Source organism: Paraburkholderia sprentiae WSM5005 (assembly GCF_001865575.2).
Classification (GTDB): domain Bacteria; phylum Pseudomonadota; class Gammaproteobacteria; order Burkholderiales; family Burkholderiaceae; genus Paraburkholderia; species Paraburkholderia sprentiae.
Window position 1 is genome coordinate 597,554 of the sequence record NZ_CP017561.2, and the last position, 17,972, is coordinate 615,525.

Genomic DNA, 17,972 nt, shown 5'->3' on the forward strand with positions numbered 1-17,972 from the left:
CTTCGGGATGCCTCTCGTGCCGATCAGGCGCCTGCCGTGTGAGCGGAACGGTGAGTCGACGTACCGAGACATTTCTCGCGCACGTAGTGGAAGATCTGCGCGACGCTTTCTGCGAGGGTGAGCGTTGCGGTGTCGATGCACAGGTCGGGATCGATCGGCGCTTCATAGGGCGCTGATACGCCGGTGAACGAGCTGATCTCGCCAGACCTGGCTTTCGCGTACAGACCTTTGGGATCGCGGCTCGCGCAGGTGGCGAGCGGGGCGGACACATGGGTCTCGACGAATTTGTCGGCTCCGATGATCTCGCGCGCCATTGCCCGGTCTTCGCGTATCGGCGAAATCAGCGCGGTAATCACGATCAGGCCCGCGTCGTTCATCAACTGGGCGACGTGCGCGACACGGCGGATGTTTTCGCGCCGCTCGTGGTGCCCGAAGCCCAGGTCGCTCGCCAGACCGTGGCGGACATTGTCGCCGTCGAGTACATAGCAGGCATGACCGAGCGCGATCAGCTGCTCCTCGAGCGCGAACGCGAGCGTCGATTTGCCGGCGCCGGACAGGCCGGTCAACCAGATCGTGGCCGGCGTCTGATCTAACAGGCGCATGCGGTCCTGCACCCCGATCTTGCCGTCGAAGCGTTGCACGAAGCCGGGCGGCTCTTTCATGGATAAGTTCTCCTGGTTCCTTCGGTTCACTCGCAGTGCCAGCCTTGCCGCCACGCGCCGGCGTTATGCAGGCGTTCGGTGGAATTGGCGATCGTCACGCAAAAGCCTTCGGGAATGCCGTTCGGCAGCGGAATCGAAAATCCACTGTTCGAACTTGGATAGCCGGCGCTCGCTACATCGGGCCGCGGCTCGCCGCTGTGGCCGGTCGCGACGATCTTCGCGCCGACTCGCACCTCGAGCGGCACCGGCCGCTCCGGCTGGCTCAGGTTGACGGCCCAGCCCGACACCATAGCGTCGGTCACCGTATCGACGAAGCCGTCGAACAGATCGACCGGCGCGCGCTGGCGGCTTTGCGCGAACTCGAGATAGGCGTCGATCGGCGCGAGATCGAAACGGCCGATCACCTCATGCACGCGCGACAGGAACGAGCCGTCGAAGCCAAAAACGGTCGAGCTGTAGACGTGAGGATTGTCGAGCTGATTGATTTCGGACTGAATTACCCGCACCAATCCGAGCGCGTCCGAAAAGACGCGGCCTGTTTCCTTCGCATAAGCTTCGACGATTCGATTCGCGTCGTGGAACAGCTCGTAATCAAAGCTATTGTTTTCGATAAACTTTTGTCTTGCTGCTTCGCTTATGTGAGCGTTGCCTTTCGGCGCGCCATTGGTGCGATTCGCTTCGAAATAAAACGGTAATTCCATCCCGGTCGAACCGCAAAGCCGCAGTAAGAATTCGCTCATGTCCTCGCAGACGCCGACGGTGCTGATCTGCTCGCGCAAATGGATTTGCGCGACGGCGAGGCTCGCTTCGTTGACGGCTGGCTCGCCGCTTAGCATCTGCACGAACAGGTTCCTGCCGCCGAGCGATTCGCTGACCCACTCGTCGAGCGATAGCACGCCTTGCTGCGCCAGGGCTTCGGACGTCGACACGCTGACGCCGCGCGTGACCTCGCCGTTCTTGCCGTTCGCCGCATAGTAGTAGTGCGAGATCTGGCGCACGAGCGGATCGCGCAAGATCGTGCAGTAGCTGACTGGATGTTTGATTAGCCGATGAATGCCATACGGTTGATGCCCGCCGCCGACCTGCGTCTCAAGCAGCTTTGCACGGCAGTTTCCCCACCCATCCTGATCCCAGAAAAAGTTAATGAATCGGTCATTACCTTTATTCAAATCAAAACACGAAATGACGGTCGAGCCGCCGCATTTCGGTGGATGGATGAAGAAGCTAGGGAAAGACATGTGGCGACATATGGCTGTTCGTGATGCGTAAAGTCTAGCTAAAGGGTGTCGATGGGGTTGTAACGTTTAATTACGCTCAATAGCGTCTAGTTACATGGACGGTAGCATTGACGCTTTTATGTGAACTAACTGCCGAAAACACCTATGCCCGGCACGAGTACGGCAGTAGCGATACCGGAATCGAATTGCCTATTCGGTCGGCATAAATCGAATGGGAATTCGCAGGAAACCGCGAAAGAGGCACGCAATGAAAAAACCCGCCAAAAGCGGGTTTCAGTCAATACCGACGAATGACGAGGTCAGTGTCGCGCTTCGCCCGGCGCGGCGATCTTGCCTTGCGCGGGCGGGGTTTCGTCGTCGTCGCTGCTGCGTGCCCAGAAGAAGCGATCGGGCATGTGTGCCCCCATGCCGGGCCGGAAGGCGTTGCGCACCGCCTGATAGAGATACTCCTGGCTTTCGCGCACCGCTTCCGCCGGCTCCTGGCCGTTGGCGAGCAGCGCAGCGATCGCCGCGCCCAGCGTATCGGTCAGGCCCGTCAGCCGATGCGGCGCGCGGTCCCACATGTCCTGCCGCAACTGGCCGTCCTCGCTGAACAGCGTGTTGACGAGCCGATGGGTGCCGGTTTCAGTCGATAGAATGTACTCGCAGCCCTGCGACAACAGGTGCGAGATCGCCGCGTCGAGGCTCGGCGCCTCCGCATCGCCGTCGGGCTGCGCGAGCGCGAGCAGCGTGGACGAGTCGGCGACCAGCAGCGTGGTTTGCGGCGCGAGCAGATCGGCGATCGCTTCGCGCAGTTCGTCGGCGGCGAGCACGTGTTCGTCGTCGAGCGTGAAGTCGGGGGCGAGGATCAGCGGGATGTCGTCGTAGTCGGCTACCACTTCGGCGATCGCGCTCACCACCTCGGCGCGCGTGCACGCGCCAACCTTGAAGGCGGCGATCGGCATGTCTTCGAGCAGCATGCGCGCCTGCGTCGCGACCACGTCCGGGTCGAGCCCGGTGACTTCGTCGCAGTTCGCCGAATCCCGCACGGTATAGCCGGTGAGCACCGAAACGCCGTGGCAGCCCATGCTGGCGAGCGTCAATAGGTCGGCCTGCAGGCCGGAGCCGCCGGTAGGATCGGAGAGGCCGAAGGTGAGGACGATCGGAGGCGTGTCGCTGGGCATGAAAATGGATAAGGAAAGCAGGATTTCGGCGCGCGGTGCGCAATTGGCTCAATTATGCGGCCTAAACCGTAGAGAGGGCGTTTTTTCGCGCGGCAGCGCTCGCGCGAAGCCACGCCCCGGTACGGCGGCCGACTCGCCGCGCCAGCGCCGCGAGCTTGCCGGCGGGCGCCCGCCATCGCCTGCGGGGGACCTGCCACCGCCTCGCGGCATGACCCCGCGAGCGTCGCCCGCACCGCGCGGGCGCCCCGCCGAAGGCCGGTCCACGCTACGATTGCGCGTTTGCGATTGCTAGGCATGGGGGCGGCAACACGGTACCATCATGGCTCCCGTTTTCACGGACTCAACGACGCGACAAAAGAATGGAATATCAAAGCTGGATGTGCCTGATTTGCGGCTGGATTTACGACGAAGAGGCGGGTTTGCCGGACGAAGGCATTGCGCCGGGCACGCGCTGGGAAGACGTTCCCATCAACTGGACATGTCCGGAGTGCGGAGCGCGCAAGGAAGACTTCGAAATGGTCCAAATCTGAAGTTCGGCAAGCCGCTGGGGTTCGATCCCGTGCTTCGTCCCTGAGCTTCCATACCGGGCTTCGACCCCGAGTCAGCGGCGTCATCCGCCACATCATTGCTGCAATCGCTTGAAGCGTCCGGCGCGCCGGCGCCTGTCCGAGCGCGCCGGCGCGGAACATCGCCGGGCGCGTCGTGTCGCAACGGTAGTCTGTCATTGTCCTGTCGCCGGTTCGCGCGTTGGCCGTTCACGCAGCGCGAAGCGACGGCCCCGTCAGCTTCGTGTCGCCTGCCCATGACTCTTCGATCCGCAGCACCCGTTTCCATCGATGCTCTGCCGAACCCGCGTGGCGGTGCCGTCCGCCCCGCGGAACTGGCGCTCGCCGAGGCGTCGCTCGCGTTCGAGCAGCGCGACGAGAGCGGTGCCGCGCTGTTGCGTGCGTCGCATGCGCTGCGCACGGCGGGCTGGCTGAGCGCCCAGCGTTTCGCCGACGCGCTCGTGCGGCTCTCGCCGCTCGCGAGCGGCGAGCCAGCCGAAGCGCAAAGCGCGCGGCCGGTGTTCGGCGCGGCGCTGCGCGACTTCCGCGCGGCGCTCGAGCGCCACAATCTGCGCGAACTCAGTTGCTCGCCCACGCTGTTCAGCCACTACCGCGCGTTGTGCGCGCAACTGGTCGAGCCCGCGCCGGGCTCCGCGGTCGCGTTCGAAGACCTCGCGCTGTGCGCGCGGCCGGTGCCGCCGGCGTCGCTGCACGCGCAATCGGCTGATCAGCTTGCCCATCTGCGGGCCCGCTACGAGCGCGCGTTGCTGCCGGTGCTGCGCTCGCAGGCCGACACCGGCAGCGCGGTCGCGCTCGCCGTCACGAATGCCGCGCTCGACGAGCTCGACGCCGCGTTCACCGAACTCTCCGGCCCGGATCCCTATGATTTCTGGCGGCTCGCGCGCGCCTGCGCAAAGGCGCTGCGCGCGCGCGGCCACGCGATCCGCGATATCGAGGCACGGCGCTTCTACGCGCGCTGCAACCTGGCGCTCGCCGATCACGCGCGCGGCATCGAGCGCGCGCCGCGATCGCTGGTGCGCGCGACGCTCGCGCTGCTGTGGCGCGACTTCGCGCTGTTCGGCGCGGCCGCGCAAGACGCCGATCAGGTCGAGGTGCTGCACGACTACGGCTTGACGGTCGACTGGCACGTCGCCGGTACGCAGTCGTCGCAAGCGCTGTGGGAGGCGGGCGCGCTCGAGGCGCAGGCGCTGCCGCACACGCGCGATCTCGGCGTGCTGAGCGTCAACGCGAACGCGTACGAGGACTTCTTGCAGACCGCCGACGGGTCGATCGAGGCGCTCGCCGCCCATGCCCGCGCGGCGGATCAGCCGGAGAAAGCCGACCCGAGCGAAGCGCTGCAGGCGGGCGACGCCGCCTACCGGCTCGGCTCGGCCGCCTGCGCGCTCGGCCTCGGTCACGTGGCACTGCTGGCCGATGCGCTCGGGCTCGCATGGCGGCGTCGCGCGCATGCGGGCGTCGCGACACCGGCGGTACGCGCGCACGTGATCGTCGGCGCGCCGCCGGCCGATACGCTCGAACAGGCCGCCGAGGCCTTGCGCGCGACGCTGCACCAGGTCGCCGCGGGCGTCGCGCCGGCCGGCGGCGGCCTCACGCAGGCGGCGCTCGCCGCGCTCACGCGCGCGATCGAGCAGGGCGGCGCGTGAAGCGCAGCCCGCGCCGCACCGAACACGCGACGTGGCGCGCGACTTGCGTCCGCAACGCCGCCTCTCACGCGTGCCCGAGGACACCGTGCCGCCACTGCGCGACGCGCGCCGAACGCGCCGTTCTGCGCGGTGTTTCGGCGCCTGATCGCGAGATGGCGCGAGTCGCGCGCGTGATAGAGTGCAACCTGATCCGGCGTTGATGGCGCGTGGCACGTCGCATGCAACGCAACGCGCTGCAGCGTTCGACGCAGCCCGCCATCCCGCATCGTCTTTGCTAAAATCCGAACTATGTCCAAGAGTACCGATCGCATCAATCTGACCAACCAGTTCCTGATCGCCATGCCGAACATGGCCGATCCGACGTTTTCAGGAACGGTGGTCTACCTTTGCGATCACAGTGAGCGCGGCGCGCTCGGCCTCGTGATCAACCGGCCGACCGATATCGACCTGCAGGCGCTCTTCAATCGCATCGATCTGAAGCTCGAGATCGAACCGCTTCTCCATGTTCCCGTGTATTTCGGCGGCCCGGTGCAAACCGAGCGCGGCTTCGTGCTGCACGATCCGAAAGGCGGCAGCGCGTACACGTCGTCGATGTCGGTGCCGGGCGGGCTCGAAATGACCACGTCGAAAGACGTACTCGAGGCCGTCGCGAGCGGCACCGGTCCGGAACGCTTTCTGCTGACGCTTGGCCATGCCGGTTGGGGCGCCGGTCAGCTCGAGGACGAAATCTCGAAGAATGGCTGGCTGACGGTCGAGGCGGATCCGAAGATCGTCTTCGACGTGCCCGCCGAAGATCGTCTCGAAGCGGCGCTCGCGCTGCTCGGCGTCTCGCTGTCGATGCTGTCGGGCGAGGCCGGGCACGCATGAGGGGCCGCGCATGACGCTGCCGGCCGGACGTGAGGCGACGCTGCTTGCGTTCGACTACGGCGAGAAGCGCATCGGCGTAGCGGTCGGCAATTCGCTGACGCGCCGCGCGCGGCCGCTCGCCGTCGTGCAGAACCGCAGCAAGGAGTATCGCTTCGAAGCGCTCGGCAAGCTGATCGCCGAATGGAAACCCGATGCGCTGGTGGTCGGCTTGCCGATGCACCCCGACGGCGCGCCGCACGAACGCACGCAGCTCGCGAAGCGCTTCGGCAACCAACTGAACGGCCGCTTCAATCTGCCCGTCACGTGGGTCGACGAGCGCTACTCGTCGGTCGAGGCAGACGCGCAAATCCGCGCCGGCCACGGCCGCGCCGACATGCTCGATGCCGAAGCCGCGAGCATCATCCTCCAGCAATATCTTGACGGACTGTCCGACGATCATGAGTTCCATTGACGCCGAAGCGCTGTATCGCGCGCTGCTCGACCAGATTCGCGCGGCCTATGGCGAGCAGCTCGCCGCCACGCAAGGCGGTGCGCAAGCGGCGGTGCTGGCGGGTATCCATAGCGGCGGCGCATGGCTCGCCGAGCGGCTCGCGCGCGACCTGAAGCTGGCGAGCTTCGGCGTGGTGAACGTCGCGCTGCATCGCGACGACTACGCGAAGAAAGGGCTGCACGCGCAGGCGAGCCCGACCTCGCTGCCGTTCGCGGTCGACGGCCGTCGCATCGTGCTGGTCGATGACGTGCTGTACACCGGCCGCACGATTCGCGCGGCGGTGAACGAGCTGTACGACTATGGCCGGCCGGCATCGGTCGAACTCGCGGTGCTCGCCGATCGAGGCGGACGCGAATTGCCGGTGGCGGCGCGCTTCGTCGGTGGCGTGGTCGATGTACCCGCCGACGCGACGCTCGTGCTGGCCCATGAAGACGACGGCGCGGGCGGCCAGCGGTTTTCTTTTCACATTGAAGCGCGCGTCGATTGAAACGCGTGAGCGGCGTGTCGATTCGAGTTCGATCGCGTTGAAGCCCGTATTTGAAGCAGGTACATCATGAACACCGCCACCCAGGCTCCGCAAGATTCCTCTGCCAGCGCATCCGAGCGCTTCCGCTACGGCTTCTTGAGGGGCAACCCGCAACTCACGAAGAACGGCGAGCTCAAGCATCTGCTGTCGATCGAGGGGCTGCCGAAGGCCATCGTCAATCACATTCTCGAGACCGCCGATCAGTTCGTCAGCGTGACCGATCGCGAAGTGAAAAAGGTGCCGCTGTTGCGCGGCAAGTCGGTGTTCAACCTGTTCTTCGAGAACTCGACGCGCACGCGCACCACGTTCGAGATCGCGGCCACGCGGCTGTCGGCCGACGTGCTCAACCTGAACATCAACGCGTCGTCGACCAGCAAGGGCGAATCGCTGCTCGACACGATCAACAACCTGTCGGCGATGCACGCGGATCTGTTCGTCGTGCGTCATGCGTCGAGCGGCGCGCCGTTCCTGATCGCGCAGCACTGCGCGCCGCACGTGCACGTGATCAACGCCGGCGACGGCCGTCACGCGCACCCGACCCAGGGTCTGCTCGACATGTACACGATCCGCCACTACAAGAAGGACTTCACGAAGCTGCGCGTGGCGATCGTCGGCGACATCCTGCATTCGCGCGTCGCGCGCTCGGACATTCATGCGCTGACCACGCTCGGCGTGCCCGAGGTGCGTGCGATCGGTCCACGCACGCTGCTGCCGGGCGGTCTCGAACAGATGGGTGTGCGCGTGTTCCACAACCTCGACGAAGGCCTGAAAGACGTCGACGTGATCATCATGCTGCGTCTGCAGAACGAACGCATGAGCGGCGCGCTGCTGCCGTCGTCGCAGGAGTACTTCAAGAGCTGGGGGCTCACGCCAGAGCGTCTCGCGCTCGCCGCCCCCGATGCGATTGTGATGCACCCCGGCCCGATGAACCGCGGCGTCGAGATCGACTCACAGGTCGCGGACGGCCCGCAATCGGTGATCCTGAATCAGGTCACGTTCGGTATCGCGGTGCGCATGGCGGTGATGGGGATCGTCGCGGGCAACAACGACTAACGGCTAACGAGCAGGCGCGGCCGATCAGGAAGCCGAAGCCCAGGCCGAACCACAGGTTTAACAAAGGCAGCGCATGAAGATTCATATTCAAGGCGGCACGCTGATCGACCCCGCGGCGGGCAGCGAACAGCAGCAGGACATTTTCATCGAGGCGGGCAAGATCGCCGCCCTCGGCAACGCGCCGGCGGGCTTCCAGGCCGAGCGCACGATCGACGCGCGCGGTCTGTCGATCGCGCCGGGTCTCGTCGACCTGTGCGCGCGTTTGCGCGAGCCGGGCTACGAGCACAAGGCGACGCTCGGCTCCGAAATGGCCGCGGCGCTCGCGGGCGGCGTGACGAGCCTCGTGTGTCCGCCGGACACCGATCCGACGCTCGACGAACCGGGCCTCGTCGAGATGCTGAAATTCCGCGCGCGCAATCTGAACAGCGCGCACGTATATCCGCTCGGCGCGCTGACGGTCGGTCTCAAAGGGCAGGCCATCACCGAGATGGTCCAGCTGACCGAGGCGGGCTGCGTCGGCTTCTCGCAGGCCGATACGCCGATCGTCGACACCCAGGTGTTGATGCGCGCGCTGCAATACGCGAAGACCTACGGCTACACCGTCTGGCTGCGTCCGCTCGATGCGTACCTCGGCAAGAGCGGGGTCGCCGCCAGCGGTGCGCTGGCGTCGCGGCTCGGGCTGTCGGGCGTGCCGATGGCGGCCGAAACGATCGCGCTGCATACGATCTTCGAACTCGTGCGCGTGACCGGCGCGCGCGTGCATGTTTCGCACGTGTCGTCGGCGGCGGGCGTCGTGCTCGTGCGCGCGGCGAAGGGCGAGGGTCTGCCGGTGTCGTGCGACGTCACCGTGAACCACGTGCATCTGATCGACGTCGACATCGGTTATTTCGACTCGCAGTTCCGGCTCGATCCACCGCTGCGTCAGCAGCGCGATCGCGAAGCGATCCGCGCGGGCCTCGTCGACGGCACGATCGACGCGATCTGCTCGGCGCACACGCCGGTCGACGACGACGAAAAGCTGCTGCCGTTCGCCGAAGCGACGCCGGGCGCGACCGGCCTCGAGCTGTTCCTGTCGCTGACGGTGAAGTGGGCCGACGAAGCGGGCGTGCCGCTCGCGACCGCGCTCAATCGCATCACCGCGGCGCCGGCGCAGGTGCTCGGTCTCGAAGCGGCTGGCCGCATCGCGCTGGGCGCGGTGGCCGACCTCTGTGTGTTCGACCGTCACGCTCACTGGCGCGTCGAGCCGCGTGCGCTGAAGAGTCAGGGGCACAACACGCCGTTCCTCGGCTACGAGCTGCCGGCACAAGTGCGCGCGACGGTCGTGTCCGGTCAACTCGCGTACGAACAGCACTGAGCGTGTCGTTTCGGTCTAGTCAAGGAATGCTCCGGCCATGAAGCTCGCGTTACGCAAGATCCGTCTGATCACGCATCTGCTGCACGGCATGTGGACCGTCGCGACCCGCTTTCCGAACGCGAGCGCCGAGCGGCGTCACGCGCTCAATCGCGCGTGGTCGCTGAAGATGTTGCGTCTGTGCGGGATGCGCCTCGTCGTGCATAACGACGCGGTGCGGCTCGATCGTGGCGCGCTCGTCGTCGCCAATCACATCTCGTGGATCGACATCTACGTGATCAATGCGTGGCGGCCTACGCCGTTCGTGTCGAAGGCGGAGATCCGCCAATGGCCGGTGGTCGGCTGGCTCGCGCAGCAGCTCGACACCGTGTTCATTCAGCGCGAGAAGCGCAGCGACGCGAAGCGGATCATGCACGAACTCGCCGCGCGGCTCAGCGCGGGCGAACTGATGTGTGTGTTCCCGGAAGGCACGACCTCGAACGGGCTCTCGTTGCTGCCGTTTCACGCGAACATGTTCCAGGCCGCGGTGTCGGCCGGTGTGCCGGTGCAGCCGCTGTGCATCATGTACGAGGACGCGCAGGGCCGGCAGTCGACGGCACCGGCGTATATCGACGATCTGTCGTTGTCCGATTCGCTCGACATGCTGTTGCGTGGCGGTCCGCTAACCGCCCACGTGTATGTTGGCGCACCGCTCGCGCCGGAGGCGGACCGGCGGGTGCTCGCGGCGCAGGCGCAGCAGGTGGTGGCGGACGCGCTGCGGGACATGCAGGCTGGCAGCGCGGTGGCGGGGACGGTCGCGCCAGAGGGCGACGTTGCGGCTGCTGCGTCGTCGAGCGACGCTGCTGCGGCGCAGGAAACGCTGATCGAGCCCGTCGATCATTCGCGACGCTCGGCCTGAGCGGCGGCACTGCATCGCAGTGGCCCGTTTAATGTCCCCCGCGCTGTCCGCCGCACGAATCGCAATCGACCTGCGTCAGCGTCCGTCCGGCCGGATCTCGCGCGAGCCGTACCGCCGACAGCTTCGCTCCCCACACGCAACCCGAGTCGAGGCCGATCAGGTTGTCGCGCAACATCACGCCGAGCGCGGCCCAATGACCGAACACGACGGTCACGTCGGCGGTCTTGCGCGACGGCACGTCGAACCACGGCATGCAGCCGCCCGGCGCGGATGCGAGCGTGCCGCTGCTGCTGAAATCCATCGCGCCATCGGCGCTGCAAAAGCGCATGCGCGTCAACGCGCTGCACGTGACGCGCAGACGCTCGATACCCTTGAGCCCCGGCTTCCAGCGATTCGGCTCGTTGCCGTACAAGCCGGCAAGCGTCTCTTTCCAGTTCGGTGCACGCAGCGCGCGTTGCAATTCGTCGGCGAGTTCGAGCGTCAGCGTCACATCCCATTGCGGCAGCACACCCGCATGCACCATCAGCATGCCGTTGTCGAAATGCGCGAGCGGCCGGTGGCGTATCCACTCGATCAGATCGGCGGCATCGGGCGCGGCGAGGATGTCTTCGATGGTGTCGCCTTTCTTCGACTTGCGAATCCCCGCCGAAACCGACAGCAGATGCAGATCGTGATTGCCGAGCACCGGCACCGCGCGCCCGCCGAGCGCGATCACGTCGCGCAACGTGTCGAGCGAGTCGGGGCCGCGGTTGATCAGATCGCCGGCGAACCACAGCGGTGTGCCGTCCGGCGGCGCGGCTTTGGCAAGCAGTTGCTGAAACGGGGTGCGGCAGCCTTGCAGATCGCCGAAAGCAAGAGGGACGAGGGGAGCGGACGTGCTGGAAGCGTTGAAGGGTGTCATCGAGGAGGTCAAAACGATTCGATACGCGCGGTGCTGCACGACGCGTGCCATGCTGGACAGCGCGGCAAGTCAGCGTGACATAATAGCCCGTTTGAGGTTCGAATATCGCGCGATCACGTCGCGGGGGACGCGGCTGGAACACCGCCGCGACCCCGCAAGGCAACCCCCAACGCACGGATCGCGCGCGCTTCCAATACAACAACAGGATGACTCTTTCGTGAACGAAGCCAGCATGTCGTCTGCCGCGGCGAAGCAATCGTTTCGCACGCTCATCACCGGTGCGAGCGGTTTTACCGGCCGCTATCTGGTCGAGAAGCTGGCCGCGCGTGGCCACACCGTGGTCGAAGCGGTGTCCGGCCGCGACGAGCCCGACACGCCGACACGCGTCAAACTCGACATCACGTCGCCGCAAGCATGCCGGCGCGTGCTCGAAACCGTGCGTCCCGATTACATCGTGCATCTGGCCGCGATCAGCTTCGTGGGTCACGACGATCCGCTCGACTTCTATCGCGTCAACGTGATCGGCACGCAGAATCTGCTCGAAGCCTGCGCCGCGATCGGCCACGTGCCGCGGAAGCTGCTGATCGCGAGCAGCGCGAACGTGTACGGCAACGTCAGCAGCGCCGCGATCGACGAGAGCTTTCCGCTCACGCCCGTCAATCATTACGCGGCCAGCAAGGCGGCGATGGAAGCGCTCGTGCGCACATGGTTCGACCGCCTGCCGATCCTGATAGTGCGGCCGTTCAATTACACCGGTCGCGGCCAGGCGGTCAACTTCCTCGTGCCGAAGATCGTCAGCCACTTCGCGCGGCGCGCCGCGTCGATCGAGCTCGGCAATATCGACATCGCACGCGACTTCTCCGACGTGCGTTATGTGGCGAGCGCGTACGAGGCGCTGCTCGACTCCGACGTCGCCGCCGAAATCGTCAATGTCTGCACCGGCACCCCGTACTCGTTGCGTGAAATCCTCACGAGCGCGAGCGAGCTCACCGGTCACGACATCGAAGTCCAGGTCAATCCCGCCTTTGTCCGGCAAACGGACGTCAAGATGCTCGCCGGCTCGCCGGCCAAATTGCGCGCGCTGGTGCCTGCGGTCGAATCGATTCCCTTCATCGATACACTGCGCTGGATGCTCGCGGCCTGAGCGCGCTCGCGCGAGCAACCGCCTGAGGCTTGCGTCAAGCCACCGGAGTGGCCGCGTTTGCGGCCCTGCGTGACGCTTCGCCGTTCTTCTGCTTCGTTTCTCGCTGTTTGCGCGCCGCGCCGCGCAGTATGCGGCGTACATCGTCGCAAGCGCCAAATGCGCGTAACCGCACCGAAAAGCCGCTTTTAACGGAACGACGGCAACGAGTTCTGTCAAGCTGTTTCAAGTTGTTAGGGTTCTAGTTTTTGCACTGGGCCGCTTTATAATTGGTGCTTCATAAAATTGGCGTCTGAGTGTCCACTCGCCGGGCGGACTCGTCGAGCGGCTAGAGAAACGGACATCACCACGCGGGGTGAACAGGCTGCAGGCTTTTCGCTGCCTGTCACTAACATCGACAAGGGAATTACATGATCCTGGTAACGGGCGGTGCCGGCTTTATCGGCGCTAATTTCGTGCTCGACTGGCTGAATGCGTCGGACGAATCGGTGCTCAACGTAGATAAGCTGACCTACGCCGGCAACCTGGGCACGCTGAAGTCGCTACAGGGCAATCCCAAACACATTTTCGCGCGCGTCGACATTTGCGATCGCGCCGCGCTCGACGCGCTATTGGCCGAACACAAGCCGCGCGCCGTACTGCATTTCGCGGCCGAGAGCCATGTGGATCGCTCGATTCACGGTCCGGCCGATTTCGTGCAAACCAACGTGGTCGGTACCTTTACCTTGCTCGAAGCGACGCGCAGCTACTGGAATACGCTGGGCGAAGCGGAGCGCGCCGCGTTTCGCTTCCTGCACGTGTCGACCGACGAAGTGTTCGGCTCGCTGTCGGCAACCGATCCGCAATTCTCCGAAACCACGCCGTATGCGCCGAATAGCCCCTATTCGGCGACCAAGGCCGGCTCGGACCACCTCGTGCGCGCCTATCATCACACCTACGGCCTGCCGGTGTTGACCACCAATTGCTCGAACAACTACGGCCCATACCAGTTCCCCGAGAAGCTGATCCCGCTGATGATCGCCAATGCGCTGGGCGGCAAGCCGCTGCCGGTGTATGGCGACGGGCAGAACGTGCGCGACTGGCTGTACGTCGGCGACCATTGCAGCGCGATCCGTGAAGTGCTCGCGCGCGGCACGCCAGGCGAGACGTACAACGTCGGCGGCTGGAACGAGAAGAAGAATCTGGAGGTCGTGCATACGCTGTGCGACCTGCTCGACCAGCAACGTCCGAAGCCGGCCGGCTCGTATCGCGACCAGATCACCTATGTGACGGATCGCCCGGGTCACGATCGCCGTTACGCAATCGACGCCCGCAAGCTCGAACGCGAACTCGGCTGGAAGCCGGCGGAAACGTTCGAGACGGGTCTCGCCAAAACGGTCCAGTGGTATCTCGACAACCCGCAATGGGTCGACGAAGTCGCTTCGGGCGAATACCGGAAGTGGGTCGAGACCAACTACGCGCAGCGCGCGTAAAGGCACGGCAATGGCGCGCAAAGGCATTATTCTCGCGGGCGGCTCGGGCACCCGCCTGTATCCGATCACGCACGTCGTCTCCAAGCAACTGCTGCCGGTGTACGACAAGCCGATGATCTACTACCCGCTGTCCACGCTGATGGTGGCGGGAATTCGCGACGTGCTGATCATCTCCACGCCGCAGGACACGCCGCGCTTCGAGGCAATGCTCGGCGACGGCAGCCAGTGGGGCATGAACATCCAGTACGCGGTGCAGCCGTCGCCGGATGGGCTCGCGCAGGCGTTCATCATCGGCCGCGAGTTCGTGCACAACGATCCGTCGGCGCTGATTCTCGGCGACAACATTTTCTACGGCCACGATCTGGCGAAGCAACTCGAGCGCGCCGACGATCAAACCGACGGCGCGACCGTGTTCGCGTATCACGTGCAGGACCCGGAGCGCTACGGCGTGGTCGAATTCGACCAGCAATTCCGCGCGTTGTCGATCGAGGAGAAGCCCGCCAAGCCGCGTTCGAACTACGCGGTCACCGGCCTGTATTTCTACGACAAGCAGGTCTGCGACATCGCCGCCGACATCCAGCCGTCGCCGCGCGGCGAACTCGAAATTACCGACGTGAACTCGCGCTACCTCGCGAACGCGGCGCTCAACGTCGAGATCATGGGCCGCGGTTATGCGTGGCTCGACACCGGCACGCACGATTCGCTGATCGAAGCCGCGACCTTCATCGCGACGCTGCAAAAGCGCCAGGGTCTGGTGGTCGCGTGTCCGGAAGAGATCGCGTACCGGCGCCAATGGATCGACGGCGAGCAGCTGCTCGCGCTCGCCAAGCCGCTCGCGAAGAATGCCTACGGGCAATACCTGCAAAACATTCTTACGGACCACGTCGCATGGCCATCCAGGTAACGGCAACCGCGCTGCCCGAAGTCAAGATCATCGAGCCGAAGGTGTTCGGCGATGCGCGCGGCTTCTTCTTCGAAAGCTTCAATGCGCTCGAATTTGCCGAGAAGGTCGAGGCGAGCGTCGAGTTCGTGCAGGACAATCACTCGCGTTCGGCGCGAGGCGTGCTGCGCGGTCTGCACTATCAGATCGAGCATGCGCAGGGCAAGCTCGTGCGCGTGGTCGAGGGTGAAGTGTTCGACGTCGCCGTCGACATCCGCAAAAGCTCGCCGAACTTCGGCAAGTGGATCGGCGTGACGCTGTCGGTCCAGAACCATCGGCAGTTGTGGGTGCCGCCCGGTTTCGCGCACGGCTTCGTCGTGCTGTCGGAATCCGCGCAGTTCCTCTACAAGACCACGGATTATTGGTTCCCCGAGCACGAGCGCAGCATCGTCTGGAACGATCCGGCGATCGGTATCGAATGGCCGCTCGACTTCGAGCCGCTGCTCGCGGCCAAGGATGCGGCGGGCAAGCGCCTCGCCGACGCCGAAGTCTACGCATAAGGGGATCGCATGAGCGCACATCAAGCGAAACGGACGATCCTCGTTACCGGCGTAAACGGCCAGGTCGGTTACGAGCTCGCGCGCACGCTGCAAGGGCTCGGCAACGTGGTCGCGGTCGACCGCTCGCGGCTCGATCTGTCGAACCTCGAGCAAATCCGCTCGGTGGTGCGCGACGTGCGTCCCGCGCTGATCGTCAATCCGGCCGCTTATACCGCGGTGGACAAAGCCGAAGAAGAGCGCGATCTCGCGATGCGCATCAACGGCGAAGCACCGGGCGTGCTCGCCGAGGAAGCGAAAAAGCTCGGCGCCGCGCTGATCCACTATTCGACCGACTACGTGTTCAACGGCACGAAGGAAGGCGCGTACGTCGAAGACGATCCGACCGATCCGCAGAACGTCTACGGCCGCAGCAAGCTCGCGGGCGAGCAGGCGATCGCGGCGAGCGGTGCGAACCATCTCGTGTTGCGCACGAGTTGGGTGTACGGCACGCGCGGCAAGAACTTTCTGCTGACGATGCTGCGGCTCGGCGCCGATCGCCCCGAGTTGAAGGTGGTGGCCGATCAGTTCGGCGCGCCCACCTGGTGCAACACGATCGCGACGCTGAGCGCACATCTGTGCGCCCAGTCCTTCGCCGCCGAAGACAGCGCGAAGTGGTGGCGCGAGCGCTCGGGCGTCTATCACCTATGCGCGGGCGACTCGACGTCGTGGCACGGTTTCGCGTCGGCGATCTTCGAACTCGCGGATTTGCCGAAACAGCCGACCACGCTGCCGATTCCCGCCGCGGATTACCCTACGCCCGCCAAGCGCCCAGCCAATTCCAGAATGTCGAACGACAAGCTGGCGCGCGTGTTCGGGCTTGCCGCGCCGCATTGGCGCGACGCGCTGAAGCTGTGTCTGACGGACGGTTTTCCGAAATCGCCGGCGGCGCGCGCCTGAGTCTCGGACTCGACGCGGGGGCTGTTCGATACGGATCTGTGCGATCGTTCCCTGACAATGATGAAAGGCGGCGGCGGTAGAATGTCGCTCAACGCGAGGCCGCGCGGGGCGCGGATTCAACGGTCTATGCGCAGTAGATTGCAAACGTGTGCGTCAGCCGTGCGCAAGCCAGTATGGCCGCGTAATAGATACGGCACTGAGAGGGAGCTGTGAGTTTGTTACCGATCATTCTGTGCGGCGGAGCGGGATCGCGGCTCTGGCCGGTCTCGCGTGAATCGCACCCGAAGCCGTTCATCCGTCTCGCGGACGGCGAAAGCCTGCTGCAAAAGGCCTTCCTGCGCGCGGTCGGCTTGCCCGGCGTGAAGGAAGTGCTGACGGTAACCAACCGTGAGTTGTTCTTCAAGACCGAAGACGATTTCCGCGAGGTGAACGGCAAGAACATCGCGACCTCGTTCATTCTCGAACCGTTCGGCCGCAACACGGCCGCGGCGGTTGCCACGGCGGCCTTGCATACGCAAAAGGCGCACGGCGAAGACACGGTGATGCTGGTGCTCGCCGCCGATCATCTGATCGCGGACCAGGCCGCGTTCGCCGCAGCGGTCGCGCGTGCGCAGACGCTTGCGCAGGCCGGCAAGGTGGTGACCTTCGGCATGCATCCCGATACGCCCGAAACCGGCTACGGCTATATCGAAGCCGATGGCGAGCGGGTGGTGCGCTTCGTCGAGAAGCCGTCGCTGGAGAAGGCCCGTGAGTATCTCGCGTCGGGCAAGTTCGTGTGGAACTCGGGCATGTTCTGCTTCACCGCGGGGACGATCCTGAAGGAAATGCGCGAGCATTGTCCGGACATTCTCGATGCCGCGGCCGCATGCATGGACAAATCGCCGTCCGCGGAAGGCAAGAGCGGCGCGCAGGTGCGTCTCGAGCCGGGCTGCTTCGGCGCGGTGCCGGAGCTGTCGTTCGACTATGCGGTGATGGAGAAGTGCGCGCACGCGGCGGTCGTGTGCTGCGACCTCGGCTGGACCGATGTCGGCTCGTGGACCGCGCTCTCGGACCTGTCGCCGGCCGATGCGAGCGGCAACCGCGTCGAAGGCGAGGCGCTGCTCGTCGACGTGAAGAACTCGTATCTGCGCAGCGGCGGGCGCCTGATCGGCGCGGTCGGCATCGATAACCTGATCGTGATCGACACGCCCGATGCGCTGCTCGTCGCGCACAGGGATCGCGCGCAGGACGTGAAGCAGATTTTCGCCGAGCTGAAGTCGCGCGGCCACGAGACGTACAAGGTGCATCGCACCGTGCATCGACCGTGGGGCACCTATTCGGTGCTCGAAGAGGGGCCGCGCTTCAAGATCAAGCGCATCGAGGTGAAGCCGGGCGCGAGCCTGAGCCTGCAGATGCATCATCACCGCAACGAGCATTGGGTCGTGGTGAGCGGCATGGCGAAGGTCGTGAACGGCGAGAGGGCGTTTTTCGTGTCAACCAACGAGTCGACCTATATCCCGGCGGGTCACAAACATCGCCTCGAAAATCCGGGCGTCGTCGAGCTCGTGATGATCGAAGTGCAAAGCGGCGAATATCTGGGCGAAGACGACATCGTTCGCTTCGAAGACATTTACGGACGTACTTGA

Annotated in this window: 19 protein-coding genes; 15 read left to right on the forward strand and 4 right to left on the reverse strand. The window is 65.1% G+C overall.

What is annotated here, in order from left to right; genetic code table 11:
* Positions 1-23 precede the first annotated feature (23 nt).
* Entirely contained in the window at positions 24-662 is a 639-nt protein-coding gene (gene cysC, locus BJG93_RS02785; protein ID WP_027196843.1) for an adenylyl-sulfate kinase, read from the reverse strand.
* A 26-nt stretch (positions 663-688) separates the two neighbouring features.
* Positions 689-1,675: a chondroitin 4-O-sulfotransferase gene (locus tag BJG93_RS02790; protein WP_231337424.1), complete on the reverse strand. Its 987-nt coding sequence runs from the start codon at positions 1,673-1,675 to the stop codon at positions 689-691.
* Positions 1,676-1,711: 36 nt separating this feature from the next.
* Between BJG93_RS02790 and BJG93_RS02795 the strand changes: the two genes are divergently transcribed.
* Positions 1,712-1,924: a hypothetical protein gene (locus BJG93_RS02795; protein ID WP_231337425.1), complete on the forward strand. Its 213-nt coding sequence runs from the start codon at positions 1,712-1,714 to the stop codon at positions 1,922-1,924.
* A gap of 275 nt (positions 1,925-2,199) precedes the next feature.
* On the opposite strand, the gene BJG93_RS02800 is transcribed toward BJG93_RS02795, so the two are convergent.
* The gene (locus BJG93_RS02800; RefSeq protein ID WP_027196845.1) at positions 2,200-3,063 is read right to left on the reverse strand and encodes a hydroxymethylpyrimidine/phosphomethylpyrimidine kinase; all 864 of its coding nucleotides are present in this window, start codon (positions 3,061-3,063) and stop codon (positions 2,200-2,202) included.
* Positions 3,064-3,422: 359 nt separating this feature from the next.
* Between BJG93_RS02800 and BJG93_RS02805 the strand changes: the two genes are divergently transcribed.
* The 8 genes from BJG93_RS02805 to BJG93_RS02840 all read left to right on the forward strand — a co-directional run bounded on the left by BJG93_RS02805 (position 3,423) and on the right by BJG93_RS02840 (position 10,457).
* Positions 3,423-3,593 carry a rubredoxin gene (locus BJG93_RS02805; protein WP_006047743.1) on the forward strand — a complete coding sequence of 57 codons (171 nt, stop codon included), beginning with the start codon at positions 3,423-3,425 and terminating at the stop codon, positions 3,591-3,593.
* Positions 3,594-3,865: 272 nt separating this feature from the next.
* A complete protein-coding gene (locus tag BJG93_RS02810; protein WP_071336560.1) occupies positions 3,866-5,272 on the forward strand; it encodes a hypothetical protein in 1,407 nt (468 codons plus the stop codon).
* Positions 5,273-5,560: 288 nt separating this feature from the next.
* Positions 5,561-6,139 (forward strand): YqgE/AlgH family protein, encoded by a 579-nt coding sequence (locus tag BJG93_RS02815; RefSeq protein ID WP_027196846.1) that lies wholly within the window; start codon positions 5,561-5,563, stop codon positions 6,137-6,139.
* A 10-nt stretch (positions 6,140-6,149) separates the two neighbouring features.
* The gene (gene ruvX / locus BJG93_RS02820) at positions 6,150-6,590 is read left to right on the forward strand and encodes a Holliday junction resolvase RuvX (protein ID WP_027196847.1); all 441 of its coding nucleotides are present in this window, start codon (positions 6,150-6,152) and stop codon (positions 6,588-6,590) included.
* On the forward strand, positions 6,577-7,116 hold the full coding sequence (gene pyrR, locus BJG93_RS02825; protein ID WP_027196848.1) for a bifunctional pyr operon transcriptional regulator/uracil phosphoribosyltransferase PyrR: 540 nt from the start codon (positions 6,577-6,579) through the stop codon (positions 7,114-7,116). The genes ruvX and pyrR overlap by 14 nt, the downstream gene beginning before the upstream one ends.
* A 66-nt stretch (positions 7,117-7,182) precedes the next feature.
* Positions 7,183-8,208, forward strand: coding sequence for an aspartate carbamoyltransferase catalytic subunit (locus tag BJG93_RS02830; RefSeq protein WP_027196849.1), 1,026 nt, complete (start codon positions 7,183-7,185; stop codon positions 8,206-8,208).
* Between the two features lie 73 nt (positions 8,209-8,281).
* Positions 8,282-9,562 carry a dihydroorotase gene (locus BJG93_RS02835; protein WP_027196850.1) on the forward strand — a complete coding sequence of 427 codons (1,281 nt, stop codon included), beginning with the start codon at positions 8,282-8,284 and terminating at the stop codon, positions 9,560-9,562.
* A gap of 37 nt (positions 9,563-9,599) precedes the next feature.
* Entirely contained in the window at positions 9,600-10,457 is an 858-nt protein-coding gene (locus BJG93_RS02840; protein WP_027196851.1) for a lysophospholipid acyltransferase family protein, read from the forward strand.
* A 28-nt stretch (positions 10,458-10,485) separates the two neighbouring features.
* On the opposite strand, the gene BJG93_RS02845 is transcribed toward BJG93_RS02840, so the two are convergent.
* Positions 10,486-11,358 carry a symmetrical bis(5'-nucleosyl)-tetraphosphatase gene (locus BJG93_RS02845; RefSeq protein WP_027196852.1) on the reverse strand — a complete coding sequence of 291 codons (873 nt, stop codon included), beginning with the start codon at positions 11,356-11,358 and terminating at the stop codon, positions 10,486-10,488.
* A gap of 232 nt (positions 11,359-11,590) precedes the next feature.
* Here BJG93_RS02845 and BJG93_RS02850 point away from each other — a divergent pair, with 232 nt between their 5' ends.
* From BJG93_RS02850 to BJG93_RS02875, 6 genes are all read left to right on the forward strand, one after another.
* A complete protein-coding gene (locus tag BJG93_RS02850) occupies positions 11,591-12,502 on the forward strand; it encodes a GDP-mannose 4,6-dehydratase (RefSeq protein ID WP_027196853.1) in 912 nt (303 codons plus the stop codon).
* 407 nt (positions 12,503-12,909) lie between these two features.
* Complete coding sequence (gene rfbB / locus BJG93_RS02855) at positions 12,910-13,971, forward strand: dTDP-glucose 4,6-dehydratase (protein WP_027196854.1); 1,062 nt, start codon at positions 12,910-12,912, stop codon at positions 13,969-13,971.
* 10 nt (positions 13,972-13,981) lie between these two features.
* A complete protein-coding gene (gene rfbA, locus BJG93_RS02860; protein ID WP_027196855.1) occupies positions 13,982-14,875 on the forward strand; it encodes a glucose-1-phosphate thymidylyltransferase RfbA in 894 nt (297 codons plus the stop codon).
* Entirely contained in the window at positions 14,860-15,411 is a 552-nt protein-coding gene (gene rfbC / locus BJG93_RS02865) for a dTDP-4-dehydrorhamnose 3,5-epimerase (RefSeq protein WP_027196856.1), read from the forward strand. The genes rfbA and rfbC overlap by 16 nt, the downstream gene beginning before the upstream one ends.
* Positions 15,412-15,420: 9 nt before the next feature.
* Positions 15,421-16,347 (forward strand): dTDP-4-dehydrorhamnose reductase, encoded by a 927-nt coding sequence (gene rfbD / locus BJG93_RS02870; RefSeq protein ID WP_027196857.1) that lies wholly within the window; start codon positions 15,421-15,423, stop codon positions 16,345-16,347.
* A gap of 209 nt (positions 16,348-16,556) precedes the next feature.
* Entirely contained in the window at positions 16,557-17,972 is a 1,416-nt protein-coding gene (locus tag BJG93_RS02875) for a mannose-1-phosphate guanylyltransferase/mannose-6-phosphate isomerase (protein WP_027196858.1), read from the forward strand.